We start from the raw sequence: 20,727 nt of genomic DNA on the forward strand, positions 1-20,727 counted from the left end.
ACGCTCGGCCTAGACACCCGCAAAAGACGACCGAATGGATCTTTGAGGAGAAGGGGTCAGGCGGCGTACTCGTCTATACGTGCTGGAAGCGTAATCAGGCTGCTGCAGCCGGGCGACATGCTCGTCGTCTAAAAGCTGTGGATCGCAGCGCGCGATCGCTCACGCACCTGTTGTAGATCCTTAAGCGTCTGACCATTCGCGGTCCGCAGTTTCATAGCCTGACCGAGACAATCGACGCCAACAACGCCAGCGGGTCAAATGATGATGCAGATCGTCGGCGCATTCGCCGAATTTGCGCTGGAGGTGATTCGCGACCGAACGCGCGCAGGCTCGCGAGCGGCGAAGGATCGAGGCATCAGGTTGGGGCGCCCGCGCGAGCTGACGCCAGAGCCTGAAGCGGAGGCCATCCGCAAGTTTCTCGACGGAAAACACCGCACCAGATCGCTTGCAAAGGAGTGCGGGACACACGTTTCCAGCATTAAGCGCACCCTCAGGCGCGTGGGTGCGATGGGGCCAGCGAAGCTGCGCAACGGGAAAGCAGGTGGTTGACCTGCTGGCGCCGCGCCATATGGTGGTGACAGCGAGAAACGCCACCTGGCATGAGCTAGGTGGCGTCTTTTGGATCGCGATAAGTTTTCGCCTTGGCCTAGCCTAAGCGCGCAGCGCGAGGCCGCGTCCTTAGTACGCGAGTGCTCGCCACTTTTCTTTCATGTGCGAAGAAACGTTCTCGCTCACTCCGCGCCAAGCAGCACTTGTTGCTTCAACAACAAGAATGTTGTCGTTCGCGTCCAAGTGTCTCGTGAGTTGGTTCAGGGCCGAATTGGCGTCATGCTGCGAACGCACGTACCACGTGGACTTCTGGACATGTGCCCAGGATCCCAGCGCCTTGATCGCGCTGATTAACGAGTCGTAGTTCTGACCAGGTCGATTCAGGTCGTACGAGATAAACAAGTTGTTCATACAGTTTCTCGAAAGGTAAATCCCCTAACGTGAAACAAACTGAACAACTACGATTGCACTCTTCCGCTGTGATCGCAAGGTCCAGCACCCCCTCGGGGAAACTCGGGGGTAGAGGCGGTATGACGGACTGCAATCCGTCTGCCGCCTCGTTTCTTTTCGGCTTTCACCGCCGCATGGCCTGTAACTCTATCCAGGTTTTCTGCGTGGTCAAGTACGGTGGGAGTGCTCCTTGCCCGCTTGACTATTGGCTTCGACGGTCTTAGCACTCGACCGCTACGACTGCTAACGCAGTGACTTCTGACTTTTTCCTCCGTGCAGACATAGGGTTACCTCGATGCTGCAGTGCGGTTTGCGCATCGCATTTGGCTCAGATGTGTTGCTGATCGCACTCGCGATCCATATCCTCATGGGGATTTTTGCCGGATATAGACCACAATTTTCTTACGGATTTGTGGCGTTATGGGCAATTTTTGCTAGTCATCGCCTCGCGAATGCGCGACCGTTCCGGTCGAACGGCGCCTGCCCATCCTGGCACTCCCTTGCTGTCGCGGGCAACTTTCGCTCGCGGAAGGTTCGGTGGCACTGTTTCACTTACAGCGAAGATCCACTTTCGCGGTTCTCCTGCGATTAAGGGGCGATGGGCTCTTCTGAAGGGATTCAGTTAGAGCCGCAGGTGATCACAAAAGCTCAACGACTCTCGCAAGATCGATCACTGAGTGTGGCAAGGATTTGAACAAGTCCTACAGCCGTTCACTTGGTAAAAATACTGGCGGGCGGCCGCGACGGCACCAGCACAGTTCGCATGCATTCCCAGTAGTTGTACGTTCTGAGGTGCGGGCCAGTATTGACACCCTCGCTTGTGCACCTCGTGATCGCCATTGGCCTGGCTCGCCTTGTTGACGCAGTAATCGTCCATGGTTCCTCCCGGTGTCCGCCCTTCTTGGGCCAGATGACTTTCTACTGATTTGTCGGAGGTGTCATCGTCAACCTGCAGGACGATGAACGTTCGCGTTGATCCCGGTTGGAACGTCTATGGGCAATCGACCGGTGCACGATCGATCGGTACGTTCCGCTGGCGATCCTCGCAGCGCAAGCTGCGGGATTCCGCATTCCGGAGTGGTTGATGGCATTCCAGACTACCGGAGTGGGTCAGGAAAACTTTCAGCGGTCTTCGGGTGATGTGTCCTAAAGTCATCGCATGTACACGCCCAAGCATTTCAACCTGCCGGACCTGTCGCATGCCCGGCTGATGATCCAGGAGCATCCGCTGTCCACGCTGATGCTGATCGATCCGACGCACGGCCTGTCGGCGACGCCGGTGCCGATGATCTGGGGTGCGCCGACCGATCCGGCGGACGGCGAGGGCTGGTGGCTCGAAGGCCACCTGGCGCGCGCGAACCCGCACATCGCCGCCATGATGTCGCCGGAGCTCGGCGAAGTGCTCGTGCAGTTCAACGGTCCTGGCGCCTACATCTCGCCGAGCCACTACGACACGCCGCTGTCGGTGCCGACGTGGAACTACCTGACCCTGCAGGTCCATGGCCGCGTGCAGATCATCGACGAGGAGCATGCGAAGGACGCGCTGCTCAAGCGTCTGATCGCGACGCAGGAACCCGACTACGCCGCGCAATGGCGCGGTCTGCCGGAAGACTTCCAACGCAAGATGCTGGGCGCGATCGTCGGCTTCCGCGTGCCGGTCGAGCGCTGGACGATGAAGGCCAAGATCAGCCAGAACCGCAGCGCCGTCGAGCGCGAGCGCATCCTCGCGCATCAGGAGCACCACGGCTCGCTGGAGGAGCAGATCCTTGCGAGATGGGTGAGGGAACTGGCGCCTCGTTGAGCGAGGGATCGCTCTCGGGGTCAGGTCTTGCTGCAGTGATCCGCTGCCAAATGTTCTGACGTGGATCGACGTCGCCCAAAAGGAAGGCCCGCTGCAAGCGGGCCTTCTCTTTGTTGGAACGGCGCGGCGTCGAGCCGCCTTCGATCACATGCTCACATAGTTCGGTCCGCCGCCGCCTTCCGGCGTGACCCAGACGATGTTCTGGGTCGGGTCCTTGATGTCGCAGGTCTTGCAGTGCACGCAGTTCTGCGCGTTGATCTGCAGGCGCTCGACGTTGTCATCCGATTTCACGAACTCGTAGACGCCAGCCGGGCAGTAGCGGGCTTCCGGGCCGGCGTACTTCGCCAGGTTGACCTGCACGGGAATGCTGTTGTCCTTCAGCGTCAGATGGGCCGGCTGGTTCTCTTCATGGTTCGTGTTGGACACGAACACCGACGAGAGCCGGTCGAAGGTCAGCTTGCCGTCGGGCTTCGGATACTCGATCTTCGGCATCTCCGACGCGGGGCGCAGGAAGACGTGATCGGGCTTGTCGCGATGCAGCGTCCACGGCGGGCTCTTGATGCCCAGCTTGGGCAGCAGCCACTGCTCGATGCCCGTCATCAGCGAGCCGACGATCGTGCCCTTCTTGAACCAGGCCTTGAAGTTGCGCGATTGATCCAGCTCCTCGCGCAGCCAGCTCTTCTCGAAGGCGGCCGGATAGGCGCTCAGCTCGTCGAACGAACGGCCCGCGGCCAGCGCCTCGGCGATGGCCTCGGCGCACATCATCCCGGACTTGATCGCCGCATGGCTGCCCTTGATGCGCGCGGCGTTCAGGTAGCCGGCGTCGTCGCCGACCAGCGCGCCGCCCGGGAAGACCTGCTTGGGCAGGCTCAGCAGGCCGCCCGCGGTGATCGCGCGGGCGCCGTAGCCCAGGCGCTTGCCGCCCTCGATGTGCTTGCGGATCGAGGGATGCGTCTTCCAGCGCTGCATCTCCTCGAAGGGCGACATCCACGGGTTCTGGTAGTCCAGGCCGACCACGAAGCCCAGCGTCACCTTGTTGCCTTCGAGGTGGTACAGGAAGCCGCCGCCGTAGGTCGCGTTGTCCAGCGGCCAGCCGGCGGTGTGCACGACCAGGCCGGGCTGCGCCTTGTCGGCCGGCACTTCCCACAGCTCCTTGATGCCGATGCCGTAGGTCTGCGGATCCTTGCCCGCGTCGAGCTGGAACTTCGCGATCAGCTGCTTGCCCAGATGGCCGCGCGCGCCTTCCGCGAAGATCGTGTACTTGCCGTGCAGCTCCATGCCGAGCTGGAAGCTCTCATGCGGCTCGCCGTCCTTGCCGACGCCCACGTTGCCCGTCGCCACGCCCTTCACGCGGCCCTGCTCGTCGTAGACGACCTCGGCGGCGGCGAAGCCGGCGAAGATCTCCACGCCCAGCGCCTCGGCCTGCTGCGCCAGCCACTTCGTGACGTTGCCCAGCGAGATGACGTAGTTGCCGTGGTTGTGGAAGCAGCGCGGGATCAGCGCCTGCGGCGTGTCGGTGTGGCCGGACTCCTTCAGGAAGAGCACCTGGTCGGCCGTGACGGCCTGGTTCAGCGGCGCGCCGAGTTCCTTCCAGTTGGGGAACAGCTCGGTGATCGCGCGCGGGTCCATGACCGCGCCGGACAGGATGTGCGCGCCGGCCTCGGAGCCCTTCTCCAGCACCACCACCGAGATCTCCTGGCCCTTCTCCGCGGCGATCTGCTTCAGACGGATCGCGGTGGCGAGGCCGGCGGGACCGCCGCCGACGACCACGACGTCGTATTCCATGCTGTCGCGCGGACCGTACTGGGCGATGAGTTCTTCGGAGGTCATGGTCATCCTTGCTCGTTCTAGTCGGAGTCCTGGCCGTGCACGCGCGGATCGGCGGGGGCCGGCTCGCTGTCTGGCTGGGGCGGTTTGCGGCGCATTCTAGCTGTGTGATGGAGAAAAAAGAACGATCGTGCTTTTTATAGGCGGAGGACGGGCCGGGGACGGGCCTTGCCCCGAACGGGAGGCGGCGCGGAACGGGGCCTCGCCGTACGATGCGGCGCGACTGCAGACACTCTTCGAGGACCCCCATGAGCATTCACGTTCAACGCGACAAGACCGGCCCGATGCGCCAGACGGTGAGCATCCGCAAGCATGTGCTGACGGCGGACCAATCCGTCGAAGGCGGCGGCGAGGACGCCGGCCCCGACGCCCACGAGCTCTATGACGCCGCGCTGGCGTCCTGCAAGGCGCTGACGGTGCTCTGGTACGCGCGGCGCAAGGGCATGGCCCTGGAGGACGTGCTGGTGGACGTGGAGAGCGACCGTTCGCAGGAGCGCCAGGGACTCTACAAGCTCAAGGCGACGCTGACCTTCGTCGGCACCCTGAGCGACGAGGAACGCCAGCAGCTGCTGGCCGTGGCCGACAAGTGCCCGGTGCACAAGCTGATGACGCAGGTGAAGACGGAGATCGAGACGGTGATGGCCGGGTGAGCCGGGCGGCGTCGGGGCTGCATCGGGCCGACAGAGGGCTGACATCGAACCCTGTCGCGTGCGCCCGGCGCGCGATCGGTTCGGCGCTGGACGCTGTCGCGGGAGGATCATCGTGGGGCGGGTCTTGCGTGCTATCGTGATCGGCACCTGTCCGGTCACACGAGAAGTTTTGCGAGAGACCTTGCCATGAGCTACAGCATCGATCTGGAGGGCCGCGTAGCCCTCGTCACGGGCGCGTCCAGCGGATTGGGCGCGCAGTTCGCCAGGACCCTGGCGAAGTCGGGCGCCTGCGTGGTGCTGGCGGCCAGACGCGTGGACCGCCTGAAGGACCTGCGCGCGGAGATCGAGGCCGGCGGCGGCGACGCGCACGTGGTGCAGATGGACGTCACCGACCTGGAGAGCATCGCCGCGGCGGTGGCGCGGGCGGAGACGGAAGTCGGCACGCTGGACATCCTGATCAACAACTCCGGCGTCAGCACGACGCAGCGGCTGGTCGACGTGTCGCCGGAGGATTTCGACTTCGTGATGGACACGAACGTGCGCGGCGCGTTCTTCGTCGCGCAGGAAGTGGGCAAGCGCATGCTGGCGCGGGCGCGCGGCGCGGCGCCGGGCACCTACACGGGCGGCCGCATCGTCAACATCGCGTCGATGGCGGGGCTGCGGGTGCTGTCGCAGATCGGCGTCTATGCGATGAGCAAGGCGGCGGTCATCCACATGACCAAGGCGATGGCGCTGGAGTGGGGCAAGTTCGACATCAACGTCAACGCCATCTGCCCCGGCTACATCGACACGGAGATCAACCACCACCACTGGCAGACCGACCAGGGCCGCAAGCTGGTGGAACTGCTGCCGCGCAAGCGCGTGGGCATGCCGCAGGACCTGGACACGACGCTGCTGATGCTGTGCGCGAAGGAAAGCCGCTTCATCAACGGCGCGGTCATCCAGGCGGACGACGGATTCGGGGTTTGAGGAAAGAAGCGAGCCGATGGCTGTGAGAGAACTGGGCGCGCTGGAAGCGCGCGTGCTGGCGGTGCTGGTGGAGAAGGAGTCCACGGTGCCGGACAGTTATCCGATGTCGCTGAACAGCCTGACGCTGGGCGTGAACCAGAAGACCGCGCGCGATCCGGTGATGAACGCGAGCGAGGCCGACGTGGCCGCGGTGCTGGACGAGTTGAAGGCGATGAGCCTGGTCAACACGGTGAGCGGCAGCCGCGTGGCGCGGTTCGAGCACAACATGAAGCGCGTGCTGGGCGTGCCGAGGCAGGCGGAGGCGCTGTTGTCGGTGCTGATCCTGCGCGGGCCGCAGACCTCGGCGGAACTGCGCTTGAACTGCGAGCGGCTGCATCGCTTCGCGGACGTGTCGTCGGTGGAGGGATTCCTCGACGAGCTCGCGGCGCGCGAGCCCGCGCTGGCGGTGAAGCTGGCGAAGGCGCCTGGCGCGCGCGAGGCGCGGTGGGCGCATCTGCTGAGCGGCGAACCGGCGGTGCCGGTGTACGTGGCGTCGGCGTCCTCATCGAGCGCCAGCTCGTCATCGAATAGCGCGCGCGATGAAGAGATCGCGGCGCTGCGGGCCGAAGTCGATCAGTTGAAGGCGGCAGTGGCGAAGATCCAGTCGGAGCTCGGCATCACCGATTGAAGCGGGGGCGCTCCGTACGCTCACCTGCTTCAGCCGATCGGGTTCCTCGCGATTGATCCCTCAGGATTTGATCCTCCAGGTCTGATGCAAGTGCAGAAGCTCCTTCGTTTTCTCGCCCTGACGCCAGCCGCCGCCGCAGTCTTTTCGGCGGCAGCCAGCTGTGGCGCCGAGGACGACGCCAGATCCAGGCAATTTTCCGGAGCCTCGCTGGAGACGGTGAAGACCAGCGCGGAGCGCGGTGATGCCGCCGCGCAGAACGAACTCGGCCGTCGTGCGGGACTCGGCCTCGGGATGCCGAGGAATGCCGCGTCATCCCTCGACTGGTACCGCAAGTCTGCCGACCAGGCGTTCTGTGCGGCAGAGGCGAACGTGGCCTTCATGTATCTGGCCGGGGAGGGCACGCAGAAGGATGCTGGTGCCGCCAGGGACTGGGCGTTGAAGGCGGCGGGACAAGGTGCCGGACGGGCGCAGTACATGCTGGGCTACCTCTACGCCACGGGCGCCCTTGGGAAAGCGGATGGCAGATCCGCGGAGGAATGGTTTCTCAAGGCCGCGAATCAAGGCGACGTGGCGTCACAGCGCGCGCTGATCAAGTTCTACGAGGATGGCGAGCTGGTCCCGGCGAACCCCGTCGAATCGGCCCGATGGCTGCATCGTGTGCGCGACGCCGCGATGGGTGCGCCATGGCGGAAGGACGCCGCTCAGACGACCCCCAGCGTGGATGCCGCGGGCGCCACGGATGCCAAGGACACTTACGCGATGCAGATGCATCTCGGCGTCATCGGGGCATGGCAGGTGGGCCCGGAGGCGGTGCTTCGCTACTGCCGGAAGGAGGATCCGACGGGTGAGCCGGGCCGAGCCGCCAAGTACGAGTCATGGCAGAAGGAGAACGCCACGCTTCGCACTGAGGTCGAGCTCCGCTTCAATCGCTCGCTCCCGATGTTTCCTCCAGCCAACTCGCCGGCGAACCCGGTTGAGGCGGTCAGGGCCGCGGTGACCTTGAGTGTCCTGAAACAGACCTTCCTCGGGAAGTCTCCCGACGAGGTCGTGACGATCTGCAAGGCCTACGCGCAGCCGGATTTTCCGCTGTGGAGCCCGGAACGAATCGATCGTGTGCGCGCGTCGATGGCCGTGTTGGAGGCCGCCGCAAGCGCGCGGCGCTGATCCCTGATGCGTCGCGACCGACGCTCAGTCCGATCGGATGAAAGCCGTCGACCGAATGCGCGACGCTGCCGAAGGTGGCTGCTTTTCGGGCGTGTTGATGGACGAAGCGGCGTGACGCCGGTGACTACGCTCGCTGGAGAATGCGGAGATGACCATGCAGCCAGACATGTCCAAGGTTTTTGAATGGAACACCTACTTTGAGCGTTCGGGCTCCAGGGACGACGATGCAGTGAGGATTGCAGCGCTACACCAGGAGGCTAAGGGCTTCCTGACATCTTTCAAGTGGTGCGTGGCGGTGGAAGAGGAGTACGTGGGCTTCATCTTTCCCGGGATAGTCGGCGTGTTCCTGTTCAAGATTCAAGGCATAAGCGAGGCGATTGACGAATGGGTGTGGATCGTCGTCGGAGACTTGCCGCCCGCCTACATCACATGCGAAGAGAGCCCGAATCCCGCGACAGCTCTGGATTCCTACATGGGGGCGATGCGGGAGTGGATTGAAGCGATCGATCGCGGCGATTCCGTCGACGGACTCATTCCCGTCAATGCGCCAGCGACGAGGGAGACGGCCAAGCAACTTGCTGCGCGTCTGAAGTTCATTGATGAAAATATCTTGTCTGGTTATGACGAGGACCTTAAAGCGTAAGAGCGCTTAAGGTGAGCCCGCGTTGCTCATTTCCAAGGCTCGGTTGAACGCTTCGACCGCTCAATACCCGTTGAGTTCGCTAGTGGCCTTTCCACTCAGGCTTCCTCCGCTCCGTGAACGCCCCCACGCCCTCGCGGAAGTCCGCGCTGCCGTAGCACTGCCGGATCAGGTCGTCGACGTCGGGCAGGTTGCTCGACGTGAGGCGGCGCAGGATCTCCTTGCTCACCGCCTGCGTCACCGGCGCGAGCGGGCTCAGCTTGTCGCAGAGCGCATCCCGCGCGGCGTCCAGCTCGCTCGCGGCGCAGACCGCCTGCAGATAGCCGCACGCCAGCGCCTCGTCCGCGAGCATCGATTCCGCCAGCAGCAGCATGCGCCGCACGCGCTGCGTCCCCCACGCGGCCTGCAGCCGTGCGATGTTGGCCGCCGACAGGGTATTGCCCAGCGTGCGCGCGATGGGCACGGCGAACTTCGCATCCGTCGTCGCGATGCGGAAGTCGCAGGCTGTCGCGATCGCCAGACCGCCGCCGACCGCCCAGCCTTCGATCACCGCGACCGTCGGCATCGGCAGTTGCTCGATGAGCTGGATGCCGTGGTCGATGCGCCGCTCGTAGGCGACGCCGTCGTCTCCGCCGAGTGCGCCGTCCCGGAACGCGAGGAACTGCGCGATGTCCGTGCCGGCGACGAACGCCTGACCGCCCGCGCCGCGAAACACGACGACGCGGATCTCCCGATCGATCGCGAGCGCTTCGCAGTGACTCGCGAGTTGCCCGTACATCTCCCACGTCATCGCATTGCGCGCTTCGGGTCGGTCAAAGGTGATCGTGGCGATCGCGCCATCGCGGCTCAGGCGCGTAGCGCCTTGGCTTGTGCTCTCGCTCATGCGCTCGCCTTTGTGCGCTTCTCCCCGAAGGCGCCGGCGTCTGCAAGCGCGCGCAGTTCCGCCGCTCCGATGCCGTACTCCGCCATCACCTCGTCGATGTGCTGTCCCAGCAACGGCGGCGGATGCCGCACTTCCTGCGGCGTACCCAGCAGCTTCACCGCGAAGCCGATGTTGGGCACGCTGCCTTCGTTCGGATGCTCGATCTCGATGCGCATCTTGCGATGCTTGCCGTGCTCGCTGTTGAACGCCTGCGGGTAGGTGAGGATCGGGCCGGCCGGGATGCCCGCGGCCAGCATGCGGTCGATCCAGTGCTCGGTGGTGTCCTGCGCGAAGCTGCGTTCCAGCGAATCGATGAGCTCCTCGCGATTCGCGAGCCGCAAGGCCACGGAGCCGAAGCGTTCCTCGGCCAGCAGGTCCGGCCGCTCCAGCAGGGTGCAGAGCTTCGTCCACAGCTTCTGATTCGTCGCGCCCATCACGAAGTAGCCGTCCGACGCCTTCACCGCCTGGTACGGCGCGCTCATGCGGTTGGACGTGCCCAGTGGCGTCGGCTCGCGGCCGGTGCCCCAGTACTCGCAGGTGTCCCACACCGAGAACGCCAGCGCCGAGTCGAACAGCGACGCATCCACGTACTGCCCGCGGCCGCTGGCCTTCGCACCGATGTACGCGGACAGCGCCCCGTAGACCGCGAACAGCGCGCAACCGATGTCGGCCACCGGCACGCCGGCCTTCACCGGCGGACCGTCGGCATACCCCGTCACGCTCATCACGCCGGACATCGCCTGCGCCATCAGGTCGAAGCCCGGCCGTTCCGACCACGGTCCCGATTGCCCGAAGCCCGAGATGCTCACGTACACCAGCGCCGGATTGATCGCGCTCAGCGTCTCGTAGTCCATGCCCAGCCGCTTCATCGCGCCGGGGCGGTAGTTCTCGATGAGGATGTCCGCTTCCTTCGCCATGCGCAGCAGCACGTGCTTGCCGGCCTCGGACTTCAGATCCAGCGTCACGCTGCGCTTGTTGCGGTTCATGTTGAGGAAGCCCATGCTGTCGGGCCCCTTCATCTTGAATCCCATGGCCCCGCGGGTCTGGTCGCCTTCGGGCGGCTCGATCTTCACGACGTCGGCGCCGAGGTCGGCCAGCAGCATGCACGCATACGGGCCGGCCATGACCTGGCTGATGTCGAGCACGCGCACGCCCTTGAGCGGCAGCGGCCGCGCGGATTCAGTCGATGCAGTCATCGGTACTCCCTTCAGGCTTCCACACGCACGTTCGCGTCCTTCACGACCTTCGCCCACTTCGTGCACTCGGCCTGGATGTAGGCGCCGAACTTCTCGCTGGTGCCGCCGGCGTCTTCCGCCCCGAATTCATCGAGCTTCGCGGCGATCTCAGGCAGCGCGAGCACCTTGTTCACGTCCTGATTCATGCGCTGGACCATCTCGGCGGGCATGCCTTTGGGACCGACCAGGCCGTACCACGACGCCGCGTCCAGGCCGGGGCAGCCCGACTCCGCCAGCGTGGGAACGTTGGGGTAGCTCTTCGCGCGCTTGATGCGCGTCTGCGCAATCGCGGTGACCTTGCCCTGCTTGATGAAGGGCGTGGCCGCGGTCATCGTGTCGAAGGCGAAGTCGATCTGGCCGCCCATCAGGTCGACCAGCAGCGCCGACGAGCCCTTGTAGGGCACGTGCGTGGCCTTGACCTTGGTGGCGAGCATGAACATCTCGAGGGCCAGGTGTTGCGCCGAGCCGATGCCCGACGAGCCGAACGAGACCTGACCCGGCTTGCTGCGGCAGAGCTCGACGATCTCCGGCACGGTGCGGACCTTCTGCGTGTCCACGCAGGTGAGCACGTTGGGCGTGACACCGACCATGACGATGGGGGAGAAGTCGCGGCGCGGGTCGTACTTGACGTTGGGCATCAGCGCCGGGGCGATGGCGTTGCTGTTGACGTGCGCCATCAGCAGGGTGGTGCCGTCGGCCGGCTGCTTGGCCACGTAGTCCGCAGCGATGACGCCGGTGGCGCCGGGCTTGTTCTCGACAAGCACCTGCGTGCCCCACATGACGCTGAGCTTCTGCACGAGCACGCGGGCCAGCACGTCGGTGCCGCCGCCGGCGGCGAAGCCGACGATGATGCGGATGGGGGTGGTGGGCAGCGGGGCCGCGCGCAGCAGGCTGGGCGCGAGCGTGAGCGCGGGCAGGGCGAGGGCGCCCAGGCCGGCGCTAGTGAAGGTTCTGCGGCGCATCGTTGTCTCCGTCGTTGTCGTTGGTCTGTGGGGCCGACTATTGAGCAACGAGGGGGCCGCCGGCCATCGCTAATTCAGCGGATCAGGTTTCGCGAAATTCGTACGCGCGAAGACTTCGGCGACGCTGACCGCCGCCGGCGACAGGCTGGCGGCGGGCCGGCAGCACAGGACGAACTGGCGATGCGCCCAGGGCTCGGTGATCTCCACGCGCAGGAAGCGGGCGCCGCCCGCGACGGTCTTCGCCACGGCCTTGGGCATCACGCCGATACCGAGCCCCTGCGCGATCAGCGCCGCGATGCTGTCGAAGCCGCCGACCCGCATGCGCATGCGCAGCAGGCGTCCGGACTCGTTGGCGAGTTTCTCCAGCAGGGCGGAGATGGCGGAACCTTCGCCGAGTCCGATGACGTCGCAGGAGAGGATGTTGTCGAGCGTCGCGGGCGCATGCGCGAAGAGCGCATGACCGCGCGGCGCAACCAGCACGAGCTCGTCGGCGCGATACGGCATCGTCGGCAGGTCGACGGCGCCGAGCGAGGCTTCGAAGATGCCGATGTCGGCGGTGCCGCGCGTGAGCGCCTGCTGGACGTTGAGGCTGTTCATCTCCTGCAGGTCGATGCTCACGCCGGGGCAGGCGGCGGCGCAGCGCTCGATGTCGGCGGGGACGAACTGCAGGACGGCGGACTTCGGCGCGGCCAGCCGCACGACGCCCTGCGCACCGCCGACGAAGGACGCGGCGTCGTCCTGCATGCGCAGCACGGTGTGGGTGATGTTGCGGGCGTGGGCCAGCATCGCGCGGCCGGCGTCGGTCAACGCCATGCCGTGCGGGCGGCGGAGGAAGAGCGGCAGGCCGAATTGCGCTTCCAGCTCGGCGATGCGCCGCGAGGCCGCGGCCGGCGCGATGTGCAGGCGCTCCGCCGCGCGCGTGACGCTGCCGAGCTCCGCCGTGGCGATGAACAGGTGCACCGTCGTGAGATCGAAGTGCGGACGGGCGGGGAGCTTCAGCGTCATGGCGGGTCGCTCAGGGGAGATGCCGGATTCTGCCGCTGCCCGCGACACCGTCCGGGCACCTCCGCCCGCTCCCCGCCCGGAGGGATCACATCAACTGGTCCAGCCGGATGGGCAGGTCGCGCACGCGGCGGCCGCACGCGTTGAAGACGGCGTTCGCCACCGCCGCGCCGACGCCGGTGATGCCGATCTCGCCGACGCCGCGCGCGCCCATCGGCGTGTGCGGATCGGCGATGTCGGTCCACATCACGTCGATGTCGGGCACATCCATGTGCACCGGGACGTGGTACTCGGCCAGGCTCGGATTCATGATCCGGCCGTTGCGTTCATCGAACTGCGTCTCCTCGGTCAGCGCCAGGCCCAGGCCCATCACGATGCCGCCGCGGAACTGGCTGGAGGCCAGCTTCGGATTGATGATGCGCCCGCAGTCGAAAGAGCCCAGGAAGCGGCTGACGCGCGGCTCGCCGGTGACCGCGTTCACCCGCACCTCGCAGAACATCGCGCCGAAGGAGTGCATCGACCAGTGCTGCATCTCCAGCGGCGGCGGCGCGCTGGCCTCGACCGTGAGGTCCTCGCGCTTCGCGCCGGCGAGGAGGTCCGCGAACCGTTGCTGCCGGCCCGGGTCCTGCCGGCTGACGAGCGCCCCGTCGCGCGCCTCGACGTCGTCCGCTTTCAATCCATGCAGCGGGGACGAGCGGTCGGCGAGTTTCAGGAGCCCTTCGATCAAGGCCTCGCAGGCCAGCATCACCGCCTTGCCGATGGAGGCCGTCTGCTGGGAGCCGCCCGCCAGCACCAGGCCGGGAAAGCCGGAGTCGCCATAGCTGAAGGTCACGTCGGCCATCGTCAGCCCCAGGCGCTCCGCGGTGATCTGCGTCTGCGCGGTGGCGGTCCCCATGCCCATCTCATGCGCGGCGATCTGCACATGGACCCGGCCTGCGGAGGACAAGGTGATCCTGGCGGCGCCGCCCGGCATCCGGTAGTACGGATAGGTCGCCGTCGCGCAGCCCATGCCGACCAGCCATTCGCCGTCGCGGTCCACGCCCGGCCGGGGCTGCCGGTGCCGCCAGCCGAAACGTTCCGCGCCGGACTGCCAGGCCTCGGTCAGATGACGTGAGGAGAACGGCGTGCCGGTGGTCGGGTCCTTCTGCGGCTCGTTGCGCAGGCGCAGCGCGATCGGGTCCATCTGCAAGGCGACGGCCAGTTCGTCGATGGCCGACTCCAGCGCAAAGGTCCCGACCGACTCGCCGGGCGCGCGCATGAAGGTGTTGGCCAGCATGTCGACCTCGGCGGTCTGCACGTCCAGCTTGAAGCTGCCGGCGTTGTACACGCAACGCGCCGGCAGGATGAAGGGCTCCGGCATGTTGTTGTGCGGGGTCATCGCGACGGTGCCGGTGTGGATCAGCGCGTCGAAGCGGCCGTCGGCCTGCGCGCCGATGGCGACGCGCTGCTCGGTGCAGGTCCGCCCGCCCACGATGCGGTGCACGCCCGCGCGCGACAGCATGATGCGCACGGGTCGCCCGACCAGCCGCGACGCCGCCGCGGCCAGCACCTGATGGCGCCAGAGCGTCTTGCTGCCGAAGCCGCCGCCGACGAAGGGCGAGGTGACGTGCACCTGCTTCTCGTCCAGGTCGAAGATCTGAGCCAGCGTCCAGGCGCAATGCGCCACGCCTTGGGACGCGTCGTGGACGTGGAGCTCCTCGCCGTGCCACGCCAGCGTCGCCGCGTGCAGCTCGATCGGGTTGTGGTTGTAGCGCGGCGTGGTGTAGATCGCGTCCACGCGGTGCGGCGCGGCGAGCAGGGCGGTCTCGGCATCGCCGACCTCGGTGTGCAGCGGCTCGCCCTGGAAGACGCCAGTCTTCGTGCCCTTGGCCTTGGCATCGTCGAAGGAGGTCGTCGCCGCTTCCGTCTCGTAGGTCGCACGGATCAGCGATGCGGCGTGATCGGCCTGCTCCTGGGAGTCGGCGAGCACCAGCGCGATGGGTTGGCCGTTCCAGTGGACGCGGTCGTCCTGCATCACCGGCAGATCGTCGCCACCGGCGGCCTTCTCCTTGGTCAGGAACAGCGGCGACGGTTTCATCTTCGGCGCGTTGTGATGCGTCATCACCAGGGCGACACCGGCGGCCGATTCGGCCCCGGCGACGTCGAGCGTGGAGACGCGCCCCTTGGCGATGGTGCTGTAGACGAGCGCGGCGTACAGCAGACCGTCCATGGGGAACTCGGCAGCGAAGCGCGCTTCCCCCTTCACCTTAAGCGGCCCGTCGACCCGCGACACCGACGCGCCGACGAGTCCCGCGCGGCGCTCGATCAGCGGATCGGGCTTCCCGCCCGGCATCCAGGCATCGGGCGCGACCTCGATGGCCTTCTTCATCGCCGCGGTCGCGGCATCCTTGAGCAGGCTCATGGCTGGGTCTCCGTCAGTTGGCGCAGCACGGCGGTCGCCGTGCGGCGCGCGAGATCGATCTTGAAGGCGTTGTCGCGCAGCGGCCGGGCGTCGGCCAGTTCCGCATCGATCGCGGCGAGGAAGCTGGCTTCCGTGGCCGGCTTGCCCCTCAGGTGCGCTTCGGCCTTGAATGCGCGCCAGGGCTTGTGGGCGACTCCGCCAAGCGCGAGGCGGACGTCCTTCACCGCGTCGCCGTCGAGTTCGAGCGCCGCCGCGACGGAGACCAGCGCGAAGGCGTAGCTGGATCGATCGCGCACCTTGCGGTAGGTGGACCGGGTCGCGAAGGGCAGCGCCGGCAGTTCCACGGCGGTGATCAACTCGCCCGGACGCAGCTGGGTGTCGATGTCGGGACGATCGTCCGGCAGGCGATGGAAATCAACCAGCGGCAGCGACCGGTCGCCGTCCGCGTGCCGCAGATGCACGACCGCGTCCAGCGCTGCGAGCGCCACGCATAGATCGGACGGATGCGTCGCCACGCAGTGCGACGACGCGCCCAGGATCGCGTGCATGCGGTTGAAACCGTCGACCGCGTCGCAGCCTTGCCCAGGTTGGCGCTTGTTGCAGCGGGAGCCATCGTCGTCGTAGAAGTAGGCGCATCGCGTGCGCTGCATCAGGTTGCCGCCGACGGTCGCCATGTTGCGGATCTGCGCGGAGGCCCCGGCCACGATCGCGCGTGACAGCACCGGGAAGCGCTCGCGCACGGCGGCGTGGCTGGCCAGCGCCGTGTTGCGCACGCCGGCGCCGATGGTGATGCGGCCGTCGTCGTGCGCGGTGATGTCGGTGGCGAGCCCGGTAACGTCGACCAGCGCGTCGGGTTGCTCCAGCGTTTCGCGGAGCAGGTCCACGAGGTTGGTGCCGCCGCCGAGGTACTTCGCGCCAGGGCGGGCTCCCCACCGCACGGCTTGCGCCGCATCGCCGGCGCGGCTGTAGGTGAACGGCTTCATTGCGCGGTCTCCACGGTCTGCGCGTCGACCCGGGCGCTGGCATCGGCTCTCGCGTCGACATCGACATCGGCCCCAACATCGGCATCGGCATCGGCATCGGCACCGACGGTGGCGGCGATCGCCTCCACGATGCCGTTGTAAGCGCCGCATCGGCAAAGATTGCCGCTCATGCGCTCGCGCAGTTCCTCGCGGGTCAGCGCGATGACGCGGGTGGAGAGGTCACGCGTGACGTGGCTGGGCACGCCGCGTCGACATTCCTCGGCCATGCCCACGGCCGAGCAGATCTGGCCGGGCGTGCAGTAGCCGCACTGGAAGCCGTCGTGGTCGATGAAGGCCTGCTGCAGGGGATGCAGGCCGCCCTGGGTCGCGAGGCCCTCGATCGTCGTGACCGAGCGCCCCTCGTACTGCACGGCGAGCGCGAGGCAGCCGAGGATCCGCTCGCCGTCGACCAGGACGGTGCAGGCGCCGCAGGCCCCTTGGTCGCAGCCCTTCTTCGATCCGGCCAGCTGCAGGTGCTCCCGCAGGAAATCGAGCAGCGAGACGCGCGGGTCGTCCGGCAAGGGCACGGACGTTCCGTTGATGGTGATGGACACGGTGCAAGCTCCGCAAAGCCGAGGAAGCCCGGGAACTGGCAAGCCCGAGGCCCGTCGCCTGTACGACGGTGGCGGAACCGCAGAGAAGGGGGATCAGGAGGCCAGACGCTTCCCCAACCGGTACATGAATTCCTGGAAGTCGTTGAGCGACTTCACCCGGATGTGCTCGTTGAGCCCGTGCACGCCGCTGGGCTCCACGCCGGAGAAGGTGCCGACGCCATAGGTCCAGATGCCCGCGTTGTTGAGGAAGCGGCCGTCGGTGGTCGCGACCAGCATCGTCGGGATCACCGGCACGCCGGGCCAGAACTCCGCGGCGGTACTTTCCACCGCCTGGATCACGAGCGGCGACATGGGCGGCTGCGGCGAGGCCAGCGCCTCGTTGGTCGCGCGCACGGTGATGCGCTCGTCGGCCATCACCTTCACCAGCGTCTGTCGCACCTCCTCTGCAGGCTGGCCGGGCAGGATGCGGCAGTTCACCGTCGCGCGGGCGCGCTGCGGCAGCGCATTCGTCGCGTGACCGGCATCGACCATCGTCGCCACGCAGGTCGTGCGCACGCTCGAGTTGTAGACCGGCGACTTCGCCCACAGCCGCTCCAGCGCGGCGGTATCCGTCGGCTTCGCCAGCAGCCCGCGGAGATCCGCCGCGATGTCCTTGTTGCCGTCGAGCTTCGCGACGCGTTCGAAGTAGGCGCGCGTCGTGTCGTTGAACTGGATGGGGAAGTCGAACTTCGAGAGGCGCGCGAGCCCTTCGGCGAGGCGATAGATCGCGTTGTCCCGCACGGGCACGGCGCTGTGGCCGCCGGGATGCGTCACTTCGAGCTCGTAGCCGACGAAGACCTTCTCGCCGATCTGCAGGCTGTACGACACCGGCTGCTCATTCTTGTCGAGCGTGCCGCCGCCGCCTTCGTTGAGCGCGATCTCGGCGTCGATCAGCGGGCGGTGGTGCTTGAGCAGGTAGTCGAGTCCGTCCCACTTCGACGGGATGATCTCCTCGTCGCAGGTGAGCGCCATGATGATGTCGCGCTTCGGCATGAGCTTCTCTTCCTTGTAGCGGATGAGGTTGCTCACATGCGTGGCGACCTGCGACTTGTCGTCGGAGGTGCCGCGGCCGTAGTAGACGCCGTTCTCCTCGATGAGCTTGAAGGGGTCGCGGGTCCAGTCCTCGCGCTTCGCTTCGACGACGTCGAGGTGGGCGACCAGCAGCAGCGGGCGTTTCTCGCCGCTGCCCTTCAGACGCACGACGAGGTTGCCTTTCGTCGGCGCGTCGGGCGGGACGATGAGCTGCATGTCGCCGTCCGCGTAGCCGGCCTGCTTGAGGCGCCTGGCCATCGCGTCGGCGGCGACGGTGCAACTGCCCGAGGAGTTCGTCGTGTTGGTCTCGACGAGCTCCTTGAAGATCTCGTGGAAGCGGCGCAGTTCGCGCGCCGGCGTGGCGTCCGCGGCGAGCGCCGCGACGTTGGGAATGAGGGTCGCAAGCGCGACGGCGAGCGTCGACCAGGCACGGGTCATGAGGGCCTCCCTTTGAACAGGCACCGGCGCTGGCCGAGCGCGGCGCCGGGCGATGCTCCTACGAATGCGGGGGCAGGGCGCTAGCGGCAAACCCTGAGCCTCGGAAGTGGGACACACCGAGCAGCGCGGCCGCCTGTCGCGGGGCTGTGTCGCTGGACTGTGTCGTGGGGTTACCCATTCTCACGAGACCTCACGAGACGCACGCGGGAGAGCTTCGACACTCCACGCGTCCACCCGGACCTCCACTTCATTCACGGACCGCCATGCTCTCGATCCCACGCCGATTCGTCCTACGTGCCAGTCTTGTCGCGCTCGCCTGCGGCGCGATCGCGCCCGCCCACGCGGCGCTTAGCCTGACGATCGCGCAGGACGTCTGGTCGGGCGGCTTCTGCTCGCGGGCCACCATCCGCAATCCCGGCAGCACTGCCAGCGGCGCGTGGACGCTGCGTTTCGAGATGCCAAAGGGACAACTGAACGGCACCTGGAACGGCCAGTTCAAGAACGAGTCCGCCACCACGGTGGCCGTCACCGGCACCAGCTGGAACTCGCCGACGGCCGCGGGGCAGAGCTTCGAAGTCGGCTTCTGCGGCACCGGCACGGCGCCGCTTCCGGCCTCGTTCCGCATCGCCGAGGCCGGAACGCCCGCACCCGCACCCGCTCCTGCACCCGCTCCTGCGCCTGCGCCGGCACCTTCGCCCGCGCCGGCGCCTTCTCCGGCGCCCGCACCTTCGCCGGCCCCCGCTCCTGCACCAGCCCCCGCACCTGCACCTGCACCTGCACCTGCACCTGCTGGCGATCTCTCCGTTCCTGCGACGGGTCAATTCAAGCTGCCGTTCAGCGTCGCGACGGATGGCCGCATCCTCGACAGCCAGGGTGTTGCGGTCGCCATCCGCGGCGTCAACTGGTTCGGCTTCGAGACGCCGGACCTGGTGGCGCACGGCCTCTGGCAGCGCAACTACAAGGACATGATCGGCCAGATGAAGGATCTGGGCTTCAACGCCGTGCGCCTGCCTTTCTGCCCGGCGACGCTGCGTTCCACGGGCCGTCCGAGCGGCGCGCTGAACACCAGCGTGAATCCCGACCTGGCCAACAAGACGCCGCTGCAGGTGCTGGACCGCATCGTGGCTGAGTTCGCGACGCGCGGCTTCTACGTGCTGCTCGACCACCACCGGCCGGATTGCAACGCGATCTCCACGACGCCGCAGATTCCCGGCTACACGCTGGACCAGTGGGTGGCCGATCTGCAGTTCGTCGCCGACCGCTACCGCAACGTGCCCAATGTCTTCGCGATCGATCTGAAGAACGAGCCGCACAGCACGGGCGGCTCGGGCGCCTTCTGGGGCACGGGCGACATCAGCAACGACTGGAAGCTGGCCGCCGAGCGCGCCGGCAGCGCGGTGCTGGGCACCAACAGCAAGCTGCTGATGTTCGTCGAAGGCGTGTCGGACAACCAGGGCCGGTGCGAGAACCCCGACTCGCACTGGTGGGGCGGCAACATCGAGCCGGTGGCCTGCTATCCCATCGACGAGACGAAGATCCCGCGCAACCGGCTGGTCCTCTCGCCGCACATCTACGGCCCGTCGGTCAGCGCGCAGCCTTACTTCGGCGACGGCACCGGTTTCCCGAACAACATGCCGGCCATCTGGCAGAACCAACTGGGTCGCTTCATGGGGAAGAACGCGGTGGTGCTCGGCGAATTCGGCGGCCGCTTCACCGACAAGGACCGCCAATGGCAGGTCAAGTTCGTGGACTGGATGAAGTGCAAGGGCGTGCGCAACTTCTTCTACTGGTCCTGGAATCCCAACTCCGGCGACACCGGCGGGATCCTGATGGATGACTGGCAGACCGTGTCGCTGGACAAGTACAACAACCTCAAGCGGCTGTGGGACGGCTCGGCGGTGGATGCGAACGTGTGCAAGTAGGCGAGTGACCGCTGGTAGCGCGCCAAGCTGCAGAAAGAAGCACGGGCCGCAAAGGCGGCCCGTATTCGGTGTTAACGGAAAAGGAGAGTGCAGCGGGTCTTAACCCAGCCTGCACCTCCAGATCCTGGCTTTTTCGGTGGCGCGAGTCGAATCTGACCTCGCGACGTCGAGCTATTCTAACCGGAGCAACTCACCGACCAGCGACGCCCGCCTCGCATGCGAATCGATCACCGCCTGAACCCGGCTCTCCTTGGCATCAACGCTCGGCAGCATCTCTTCCTCGGGGCATGGTTCAACCTCGTCCATGAGCATTCGCTCGATTCCTATCGCGTGCGGGCGATGAACCCGCTGAACATTCTGCGAGAGCTCCAGCGCATGTGTGAGCCGCCCGCGGACGAGAACGACTGCAAGGTCGTCGCGGCGGAAGCGTTAGGGATCCTGGACAAGCACCCGGTCATCGCCGGCTTCGCGGAGCACTAGG

General features: G+C 66.6%; 18 protein-coding genes. 9 read left to right on the top strand and 9 right to left on the bottom strand.

The features are described from left to right. The first annotated feature begins 258 nt into the window (after positions 1 to 258). Together ABE85_RS01425 and ABE85_RS01430 are read left to right on the top strand one after the other, a co-directional pair. Positions 259 to 549 (top strand): recombinase family protein, encoded by a 291-nt coding sequence (locus tag ABE85_RS01425; RefSeq protein WP_067269431.1) that lies wholly within the window; start codon positions 259 to 261, stop codon positions 547 to 549. A gap of 1,609 nt (positions 550 to 2,158) precedes the next feature. Then, positions 2,159 to 2,800, top strand: coding sequence for an FMN-binding negative transcriptional regulator (locus ABE85_RS01430; protein ID WP_067269432.1), 642 nt, complete (start codon positions 2,159 to 2,161; stop codon positions 2,798 to 2,800). A 144-nt stretch (positions 2,801 to 2,944) separates the two neighbouring features. On the opposite strand, the gene ABE85_RS01435 is transcribed toward ABE85_RS01430, so the two are convergent. Further along, the gene (locus tag ABE85_RS01435) at positions 2,945 to 4,630 is read right to left on the bottom strand and encodes an electron transfer flavoprotein-ubiquinone oxidoreductase (protein WP_067281591.1); all 1,686 of its coding nucleotides are present in this window, start codon (positions 4,628 to 4,630) and stop codon (positions 2,945 to 2,947) included. A gap of 245 nt (positions 4,631 to 4,875) precedes the next feature. On the opposite strand from ABE85_RS01435, the gene ABE85_RS01440 reads away from it, so the two are divergent. From ABE85_RS01440 to ABE85_RS01460, 5 genes are all read left to right on the top strand, one after another. Further along, positions 4,876 to 5,277 carry an OsmC family protein gene (locus tag ABE85_RS01440; RefSeq protein ID WP_067269433.1) on the top strand — a complete coding sequence of 134 codons (402 nt, stop codon included), beginning with the start codon at positions 4,876 to 4,878 and terminating at the stop codon, positions 5,275 to 5,277. 186 nt (positions 5,278 to 5,463) lie between these two features. Next, positions 5,464 to 6,246 (top strand): SDR family oxidoreductase, encoded by a 783-nt coding sequence (locus ABE85_RS01445; RefSeq protein WP_067269435.1) that lies wholly within the window; start codon positions 5,464 to 5,466, stop codon positions 6,244 to 6,246. A 16-nt stretch (positions 6,247 to 6,262) separates the two neighbouring features. Then, positions 6,263 to 6,913: a YceH family protein gene (locus ABE85_RS01450; protein WP_197507167.1), complete on the top strand. Its 651-nt coding sequence runs from the start codon at positions 6,263 to 6,265 to the stop codon at positions 6,911 to 6,913. An 84-nt stretch (positions 6,914 to 6,997) separates the two neighbouring features. After that, positions 6,998 to 8,077 carry a tetratricopeptide repeat protein gene (locus ABE85_RS01455; protein WP_067269437.1) on the top strand — a complete coding sequence of 360 codons (1,080 nt, stop codon included), beginning with the start codon at positions 6,998 to 7,000 and terminating at the stop codon, positions 8,075 to 8,077. A 154-nt stretch (positions 8,078 to 8,231) separates the two neighbouring features. Further along, positions 8,232 to 8,720 (top strand): hypothetical protein, encoded by a 489-nt coding sequence (locus ABE85_RS01460; protein WP_197507168.1) that lies wholly within the window; start codon positions 8,232 to 8,234, stop codon positions 8,718 to 8,720. Positions 8,721 to 8,799: 79 nt separating this feature from the next. Here ABE85_RS01460 and ABE85_RS01465 read toward each other — a convergent pair whose 3' ends face one another. From ABE85_RS01465 to ABE85_RS01500, 8 genes are all read right to left on the bottom strand, one after another. Then, on the bottom strand, positions 8,800 to 9,600 hold the full coding sequence (locus ABE85_RS01465) for an enoyl-CoA hydratase/isomerase family protein (protein WP_067269441.1): 801 nt from the start codon (positions 9,598 to 9,600) through the stop codon (positions 8,800 to 8,802). Next, entirely contained in the window at positions 9,597 to 10,835 is a 1,239-nt protein-coding gene (locus ABE85_RS01470; protein WP_067269444.1) for a CaiB/BaiF CoA-transferase family protein, read from the bottom strand. The genes ABE85_RS01465 and ABE85_RS01470 overlap by 4 nt, the downstream gene beginning before the upstream one ends. Positions 10,836 to 10,846: 11 nt before the next feature. Next, a complete protein-coding gene (locus tag ABE85_RS01475; protein ID WP_067269446.1) occupies positions 10,847 to 11,836 on the bottom strand; it encodes a tripartite tricarboxylate transporter substrate binding protein in 990 nt (329 codons plus the stop codon). 69 nt (positions 11,837 to 11,905) lie between these two features. After that, the gene (locus ABE85_RS01480) at positions 11,906 to 12,841 is read right to left on the bottom strand and encodes a LysR family transcriptional regulator (RefSeq protein WP_067269451.1); all 936 of its coding nucleotides are present in this window, start codon (positions 12,839 to 12,841) and stop codon (positions 11,906 to 11,908) included. Positions 12,842 to 12,926: 85 nt separating this feature from the next. After that, positions 12,927 to 15,239: a xanthine dehydrogenase family protein molybdopterin-binding subunit gene (locus ABE85_RS01485; protein ID WP_067269453.1), complete on the bottom strand. Its 2,313-nt coding sequence runs from the start codon at positions 15,237 to 15,239 to the stop codon at positions 12,927 to 12,929. After that, positions 15,236 to 16,222: a xanthine dehydrogenase family protein subunit M gene (locus tag ABE85_RS01490; protein ID WP_067269455.1), complete on the bottom strand. Its 987-nt coding sequence runs from the start codon at positions 16,220 to 16,222 to the stop codon at positions 15,236 to 15,238. Before ABE85_RS01490 ends, ABE85_RS01485 begins: the two co-directional genes overlap by 4 nt. Next, positions 16,219 to 16,815 (bottom strand): 2Fe-2S iron-sulfur cluster-binding protein, encoded by a 597-nt coding sequence (locus ABE85_RS01495; RefSeq protein WP_067269457.1) that lies wholly within the window; start codon positions 16,813 to 16,815, stop codon positions 16,219 to 16,221. Before ABE85_RS01495 ends, ABE85_RS01490 begins: the two co-directional genes overlap by 4 nt. Positions 16,816 to 16,908: 93 nt before the next feature. Beyond that, entirely contained in the window at positions 16,909 to 18,324 is a 1,416-nt protein-coding gene (locus tag ABE85_RS01500) for a M20/M25/M40 family metallo-hydrolase (protein WP_067269459.1), read from the bottom strand. A gap of 263 nt (positions 18,325 to 18,587) precedes the next feature. Between ABE85_RS01500 and ABE85_RS26710 the strand changes: the two genes are divergently transcribed. After that, a complete protein-coding gene (locus ABE85_RS26710; protein WP_082938214.1) occupies positions 18,588 to 20,246 on the top strand; it encodes a cellulase family glycosylhydrolase in 1,659 nt (552 codons plus the stop codon). A 216-nt stretch (positions 20,247 to 20,462) separates the two neighbouring features. Beyond that, positions 20,463 to 20,726, top strand: a complete 264-nt coding sequence (locus ABE85_RS27265) for a hypothetical protein (protein ID WP_157521834.1) — start codon at positions 20,463 to 20,465, stop codon at positions 20,724 to 20,726. Position 20,727: the final 1 nt, after the last annotated feature.

The organism is Mitsuaria sp. 7 (assembly GCF_001653795.1).
Lineage (GTDB): Bacteria > Pseudomonadota > Gammaproteobacteria > Burkholderiales > Burkholderiaceae_C > Roseateles.

What these genes read in the sequence shown, in the direction of transcription:
- ABE85_RS01425 (WP_067269431.1), top strand. Translation starts at nt 259, where the DNA reads ATGATGATGCAGATCGTCGGCGCATTCGCCGAATTTGCGCTGGAGGTG.
- ABE85_RS01430 (WP_067269432.1), top strand. Translation starts at nt 2,159, where the DNA reads ATGTACACGCCCAAGCATTTCAACCTGCCGGACCTGTCGCATGCCCGG.
- ABE85_RS01435 (WP_067281591.1), bottom strand. Translation starts at nt 4,630, where the DNA reads ATGACCTCCGAAGAACTCATCGCCCAGTACGGTCCGCGCGACAGCATG.
- ABE85_RS01440 (WP_067269433.1), top strand. Translation starts at nt 4,876, where the DNA reads ATGAGCATTCACGTTCAACGCGACAAGACCGGCCCGATGCGCCAGACG.
- ABE85_RS01445 (WP_067269435.1), top strand. Translation starts at nt 5,464, where the DNA reads ATGAGCTACAGCATCGATCTGGAGGGCCGCGTAGCCCTCGTCACGGGC.
- ABE85_RS01450 (WP_197507167.1), top strand. Translation starts at nt 6,263, where the DNA reads ATGGCTGTGAGAGAACTGGGCGCGCTGGAAGCGCGCGTGCTGGCGGTG.
- ABE85_RS01455 (WP_067269437.1), top strand. Translation starts at nt 6,998, where the DNA reads ATGCAAGTGCAGAAGCTCCTTCGTTTTCTCGCCCTGACGCCAGCCGCC.
- ABE85_RS01460 (WP_197507168.1), top strand. Translation starts at nt 8,232, where the DNA reads ATGCAGCCAGACATGTCCAAGGTTTTTGAATGGAACACCTACTTTGAG.
- ABE85_RS01465 (WP_067269441.1), bottom strand. Translation starts at nt 9,600, where the DNA reads ATGAGCGAGAGCACAAGCCAAGGCGCTACGCGCCTGAGCCGCGATGGC.
- ABE85_RS01470 (WP_067269444.1), bottom strand. Translation starts at nt 10,835, where the DNA reads ATGACTGCATCGACTGAATCCGCGCGGCCGCTGCCGCTCAAGGGCGTG.
- ABE85_RS01475 (WP_067269446.1), bottom strand. Translation starts at nt 11,836, where the DNA reads ATGCGCCGCAGAACCTTCACTAGCGCCGGCCTGGGCGCCCTCGCCCTG.
- ABE85_RS01480 (WP_067269451.1), bottom strand. Translation starts at nt 12,841, where the DNA reads ATGACGCTGAAGCTCCCCGCCCGTCCGCACTTCGATCTCACGACGGTG.
- ABE85_RS01485 (WP_067269453.1), bottom strand. Translation starts at nt 15,239, where the DNA reads ATGAGCCTGCTCAAGGATGCCGCGACCGCGGCGATGAAGAAGGCCATC.
- ABE85_RS01490 (WP_067269455.1), bottom strand. Translation starts at nt 16,222, where the DNA reads ATGAAGCCGTTCACCTACAGCCGCGCCGGCGATGCGGCGCAAGCCGTG.
- ABE85_RS01500 (WP_067269459.1), bottom strand. Translation starts at nt 18,324, where the DNA reads ATGACCCGTGCCTGGTCGACGCTCGCCGTCGCGCTTGCGACCCTCATT.
- ABE85_RS26710 (WP_082938214.1), top strand. Translation starts at nt 18,588, where the DNA reads ATGCTCTCGATCCCACGCCGATTCGTCCTACGTGCCAGTCTTGTCGCG.
- ABE85_RS27265 (WP_157521834.1), top strand. Translation starts at nt 20,463, where the DNA reads ATGCGAATCGATCACCGCCTGAACCCGGCTCTCCTTGGCATCAACGCT.